Raw genomic sequence first — 6,360 nt, 5'->3', positions numbered from 1 at the left:
GGCGTGACGACCGGTTATGGTGATGGCTCGTTCAGGGGTATGACGGCCGTGTACCGTCAGGACATGGCCGCGTTCCTGCACAGGATGAAGGACAACGTCCTCAAGTGAGGGCGTGAGCAGGCCGCGCAGGCGGGGATGAGGCCCCGCGCGCGTCCGACGAGGTGGGGGCCGGGGCATCCCGCAGGGAATCCCGGCCCCCACCATTCCAAGCCCTGTTGACCGTATTCCGGCTCCCCTCTTTGAGGGGAGCTGTCAGCGAAGCTGACTGAGGGGAGCACCACGGACAACCCGCCACTCTCCTCAGTCTCACTTCGTTCGACAGCTCCCCTCAAAGAGGGGAGCCATTTTAGTGCTTCTTGTCCACGGCGAAAATCTTGCCCCACGTTTCCAGCGAGGGCAGATCATACGCCCGGTATTCGGCGGACAGTCGCTTCCAGTCGCGCAGAATGCGCTTCACCAAGCGGTAGCACTCCAGCATATTGCGGCGGAACAACGGATCGTTCCGCTTGAGCCAGGACACGGAATTGCCATCCGGCGAAGTGACCAACGCCGAACGCACATGGCCGTTCGCCAGCCACGTCCACCAATACGAATCCTGCGCGGGAATCGCCACATCCGGGCGCTCCGCCCCGGACGCATCCTCACGGGAGAAGAAGCTGGACGCAGCCGCCTTCATGGCGTTCTTGGCCTGGAACTTCTTCGACCGCGGGTGACGGCGTGCGGAGACATACTCACGTTCCGCCTCCGGGAAGTCCTCGAAACTCGACTTGCCCTGCGCATCCGGGAAGGAGGCGCGGAGTTCGCGGATCTCCCCCAACCGGGTCGGGAAGGAATCCACGATGTACTGCGGGCCGCGCAGGATGTCCCGCAACGCCTCGTGACGCAGTCGCATGGCGGAATAGATGAACCGCATGCCCAGTACGGCATCGCCGTACATGCTTTCGAACATCATCCTCTTGAACGGACGGTTCGGCTGCATGAGCAGTGCGGAGATCCAACGGTTCCGCACGAAGAAGTACTCCTCCCACGTACGGGAGGGATCCTTGCTATGCCATGCCTGATGCCACACGGCAACGCCGGGCAGTCCCACCGTGGGGAAGCCGGCTCGCTTGGCGCGCATGCCGTATTCGATGTCGTCAAATTTGATGAACACTGGCAGCGAAAGGCCGATGGTCTTCAGCGCCTTGACCGGAATCAGGCACATCCACCAACCGTTGAAGTCTTCATCGATGCGCTGGTGACGTTCGGACGCATCACGCAGGGGCTCCGCCGCGAAATCATGGTTGTACCCCAGTTCAAGCGAGGGCTTCATCCACATGCGCTGCCAGTCGAACCGCTCGCCCTGCGTATACAGCATGGTGCGGTTGTCCAGATGGAGCATGCCGCCGCCCACAAGCAACGGCTTGAAGGCATAATCCGCGAACTGCACCGCGCGCAGAATCGCCTCCGGTTCGCTGATGGCGTCATCGTCCAGTAGCAGGCAGTACGAGCTGGTTCCGGCTTCCACGGTCTCGTACATACCGCGGGAGAAACCGCCGGAACCGCCGAGGTTGCGCTGCTGCAGGTAGGTCAGCTGGCCGCCCAGCTCCTCGGCGACGATGCCGAAGTCCGGCTGGTCGCAGACATGATCGGTGCCCTGATCGGTGCAATATATGGTATCGAGCCGCTCGCGCAGGGCAGTCGCCTTGCTGATGGCCTTCAGCTGGTTCAGGCAGTACGGCGCACGATTGAACGTGGCGATGGCGATGGACAATGTGGTCTTAGTCTTGGCGGTACGGCGGGCGACCGGGGCCTGCCATTCGGCGGCACGGACCTCCACGCCCGAGCCGTTCCGCGCGGCCTCGACGTCGAACCAGAAGAAACCGCCGTCCATCAGATCGGTCATGGGAATCTCCGCGGAGACCGACTGCCACTCGGCGGCCTCGCTGACGGCGATCACCCCAGCCGGGAAGAACAGTCCACGGCCATTCGAGCGATACAGCAGAATCCGGCCTTCACCGCGCACCTCCGCGGCGAAACGCACAGTATCCACGTTCGTCCAGCGGCGCCAGTAGCCCGCCGGGAAGGCATTGAAGTACGTACACAGGGACGTTCGGGAACCTGCGTTCACCTGAATACGTTCGCGGTCGACGAACATGAACGATGCGTTCGTCGCTCCGGCTGCCTTGCCGCCGGTAAGTCCACGGCGTACCAATCGTTGGAATGAGGACTGGTTCAGCCCGCCCAAGTCGAGCTGCTGCATATCGACGCGCGGGTCCAGGAGCGCATCGGAAAGCATCGGTTGGGTCCAGTCCAATGCATACAGAGGCCAGACCTGATCAATGTCCTGAGTCGGGTAGACAACACGGACGACACTCTCCCATTCCACGCCGCTCATAGCATCTCCTATTCCCGTATGAGGCATAGGAACACCTTACGATTGGCGGCCAACAATGGAGTTCCCAGTTGACTTTCGGGGGACTTTCAGGGGGAGGCGTCCTATTACTATGACCACGTACATGAACGATGGGTTAACGGATACAGCAATGAGCGAAAAGCATACTACGGAGCCGGAGCACGCCGAGGAAATGCGACTTCAGGAATCGCCGACGGACGAGCAGAGCAACGAGCAGAGCAACAAGCAGAGCAACAAGCAGACTCGACCGGATACGGAGTCGACCAAGGAAGCGGAGCCGACCAGCGAAACGCAGACCGGCGAATCCGGCCAGACCGCTGAAGCGCAGGACTCCCAGGAAGCGGCGCAGGATCAGGATGCGGGCCGGAAGAAGCCCGCCGGAGCCATCCGACGCTTCATGAACGCCCATATTCCCGACGATGTGACCAATGCACTGACCACATGGGGCTCACGCATCGCAAAGCCGTTCGCGGTGGTAGGTCGCGTGCTCAAGAAAATATGGCGAGGCTGGGAACCGTTCACTCATATTCTGCTGTATATCGTCGTGTTCTGTCTGGCGACGACGGCAGCTATTTATATGCTTCAATTAAGCGTCTACAAAACCGATGACAGCCAAGGCCGTTTTCTCTTCGCCGCGAAATTCATCACCAAAATGTGGGACTCTCAACAGTACCAATTCATGATGAATTTCATCATCGCGGGCCTGTTTTATGCGTTCATCATCTTCCTGGTCAATCGTTTCTGGATTGCCACAGCAATATTCATCATCATTGCATCCGTGGCAGCCACCGCGAATTACTTCAAGGTGTCCATGCGGCAGGAACCCATCATTCCCGCGGATCTGACTTTCCTGAACGGCAATACCGGCGAAATCGTCTCATTCATTCCCAATGGATCGGGAAAGCTGCTGCGCGGCATCATCGTGGCATTGGCGATCTTCACGGCTTTGTGCATTGTGTTCTATATTCTCGATAATCATAAGAGAATCATCCACGCGAAACGATTCAAAGCCGCTGCGATTACCTCACGAATCGCCCTTATTCTCACTCCTGTACTGTGCCTCGGTTTCCTCGGCAATACCTTGGGAGCGCAGAATTCATGGACATACAACACGGCGAAAAACACATTCACCGTTTTTCCGATTTTATGGAATAGCTATTCCGACGCCATGGCCAACGGACCGCTGGTCAATTTCACGCGCCTGATGTACCACAAGGCCATGGATCAGCCTGAGGGCTACAGCAAGGAGACCATGGAAGCGTTGGCGAAGCGCTACACCACCGAAGCGAACGCCATCAATCAAACGCGATCGGCCGACATGACGGACAGCACCGTCATCATGATGCTCTCCGAAAGCTACTCCGATCCCACGCGCGTTCCGGGCGTCACCTTCACCGAGGACCCGATGCCCAACATCCGAGCGCTGAAGGGCACTACGACCTCCGGTCTCATGCTCTCCCCCGGCTACGGCGGCGGCACGGCGAACATCGAATACCAGTCGCTCACCGGCCTCAGCCTGGTGAACTTCAACCCGTCACTGGCCGTGCCGTACCAGCAGCTGGTACCCAGCCAGAAGTGGGCGCCCACGTTCAACCAGATCTGGAACGACGCCTATGGCGCGGAGAGCGGATCCCAGGCGATCCACCCGTACTACAAGCGCATGTATTTGCGTGACACCAACTACAAGAAGTTCGGATTCTCGAAGTTCTGGACGCTTGAGGAGCCGAACGTGGTCACGCATCAGGACACGTTGGGGACCTCCCCGTACGTCTCCGACGCATCGACCTACCAGAACATCCTCGATATGCTGAACAAGAGCAAGAAGAACCCGCAGTTCCTGCAGATCGTCACCATGCAGAACCACATGCCGTACACCGACTGGTATCCGGACAACCAGTTCTTCTCCACGGACACCTCCGGGCTGCCGGACAGCGAGCGCTACCTCATCGACACGTATGCAAAGGGCGTGAGCATCACCGATCAGGAGACGGCCGATTTCCTGGACAAGCTCAACCAGATCGACAAGCCCATCACCGTGATCTTCTACGGCGACCACCTGCCCGGCATCTACCCGACCGCGGATTCCGACAGCAACAACGCCGTGACCCTGCACGAGACCGACTACTTCATCTGGTCGAACCAGGCGTCGTCCTCGGCCGGCGTGAAGCTGCCGGAGCAGGAGACCGCGTACACCTCGTCGAACTACTTCATGTCCCTGGCCGCCGAGCATATGAACGCGAAGGTCTCCCCCTACCTCGCGATGCTCACCGAGCTTCGCGCGCAGGTGCCGGCCATGAACACCCTCATCCCGGACGCCGGCGGCATCGGCACGGGCGAGGCCACGTATCTGGACTCCAACGGACAGGTCATCGACATCTCGAAGCTGTCCAAGAAGGCCAAGAAACTGCTTGAGGATTACAAGCTGGTGCAGTACGACATGACCGTGGGCAAGGGGTATCTCAAGGATTACGGGTTCGTGGAGGTACCGTCCGCGAACGGCAAGTCCTGAGCCAAGTGCTGAGCCTGACGGCAGCCCCGATCGACTGCAACAATCCAAACGCGAGCCATTCAGCACTAATGTGGTTGAATGGCTCGCGTTTGGATTGACGACCTTTGGCTGAAGAACGATGATGGCGTTCCGCCCTCGTCCACTGCGAAACGCTCGCTTGCCTCGGTTAGCGACCCGTTCAAGGCCCAGGTTCCCGAACGCTGGCGTACTTCCCGCTATGGAAAGGGCAAACGTTGGCGGTGCCGCTGGTACACCTTCGAGCAGGATTCGCGTAAGCAACATTCGAAGTCCTTTGAGAGGCTGTCCGACGCCGAGACCTTCCAAGCCGCCATGGAGGACGATGTGCGCAGCGGACGGTATGCGGACCCCAATGATGCGCGCAAGCCATTCCGCGACGTCGCCGAAATGTGGCTGCGCTCGAAGAACCAGGTCAGCGAAGGCGTCCGCGCACGGTATGAATGCGAACTGCGCGTATATGTCAATCCCAAATGGGCCAATACGCCGATTGGCTCGATCACGCTTGACGATATAGCTTCGTGGGTCAGTGAGCTTTCCACCGGGGATTATCCCGTGGCACTTTCGGCCGACCGCGCACCACGAGCCTTATCGCCCAGGTCGGTGAAGAGCATCGTGAAGGTGGTGTTCGCCGGCATTCTGGACTATGCGGTGAAAACGCATTATCTGGCCAGCAATCCCGCACGTGATGTGGAAATCCCGAAATCGGAATATCATGACCTGATTTTTCTGGACATCCACGAGATCGAAGCGTTGGCGAGCGCAGCCGAAACCATCGGACGACCGGTGGACGGGCTGATCATCCGGTTCCAAAGCTACGTGGGGACGCGCATCAACGAATCCTTTGCGCTGCAGGTGGGCGATCTGGATCTTGACCATCGCAAGGCCCGAATCCGTCGCACTTGGAAGAACAGCGCGAAAGCGCAACGGTTGGGTCCGCCGAAATCGGGCAAGCCGCGCACCGTGGCCATACCGAAGTTCCTGATCAAGTCGTTGAAGGCGCAGGTCAAGGGGCAGCCGGACACCGCATACGTATTCAGAGCACAGCGCGGCGGGCATATCAACGACCACAACTGGCGACGGAAAATCTGGCATAAGTCCGTGGAATTAGCCGGATTGCAGGATGTGCAGGGACTTACGCCGCACAGTCTGCGGCACTCGTATGCGGCGATCGCCATCAAGGCCGGGGCGGACGTGAAGATCCTGCAACGGCAGATGGGTCATGCTTCGGCCAGCCTGACGCTGGACGTGTATGGATTCCTGTTCCCCGAGCGTTTGGAGCAGGTGGCGGACGCCATCGATACGGAGCGGAAGGCCGCGTTGTTGGATAAGAAGCGGTGACGGGCGGAGCGGGCGGTTCCGGGCGTTGCGGTTTTGGCTGCTGCGGTTCCGGGCGCTGCTATCGCTTCGGCTACGACTATCGTTCCGGACGCGACCACCG

3 protein-coding genes are annotated in these 6,360 nt (G+C 59.5%); 2 read left to right on the top strand and 1 reads right to left on the bottom strand.

Features of this window, described 5'->3' with window-relative positions; genetic code table 11:
• Positions 1-346: 346 nt before the first annotated feature.
• Positions 347-2,377, bottom strand: coding sequence for a glycosyltransferase (locus KIH81_RS10870; RefSeq protein WP_236029551.1), 2,031 nt, complete (start codon positions 2,375-2,377; stop codon positions 347-349).
• Between the two features lie 148 nt (positions 2,378-2,525).
• Here KIH81_RS10870 and KIH81_RS10865 point away from each other — a divergent pair, with 148 nt between their 5' ends.
• Together KIH81_RS10865 and KIH81_RS12150 are read left to right on the top strand one after the other, a co-directional pair.
• On the top strand, positions 2,526-4,904 hold the full coding sequence (locus tag KIH81_RS10865) for an LTA synthase family protein (protein WP_214305335.1): 2,379 nt from the start codon (positions 2,526-2,528) through the stop codon (positions 4,902-4,904).
• A 78-nt stretch (positions 4,905-4,982) separates the two neighbouring features.
• Positions 4,983-6,260, top strand: coding sequence for a tyrosine-type recombinase/integrase (locus tag KIH81_RS12150; RefSeq protein ID WP_236029549.1), 1,278 nt, complete (start codon positions 4,983-4,985; stop codon positions 6,258-6,260).
• Positions 6,261-6,360: the final 100 nt, after the last annotated feature.

Origin of the sequence: Bifidobacterium miconisargentati, assembly GCF_019331675.1 — a bacterium.
Classification (GTDB): domain Bacteria; phylum Actinomycetota; class Actinomycetes; order Actinomycetales; family Bifidobacteriaceae; genus Bifidobacterium; species Bifidobacterium miconisargentati.
The sequence above is the reverse complement of the archived record's forward strand: the minus strand, read 5'-3'. Positions and strand labels throughout refer to the sequence as shown.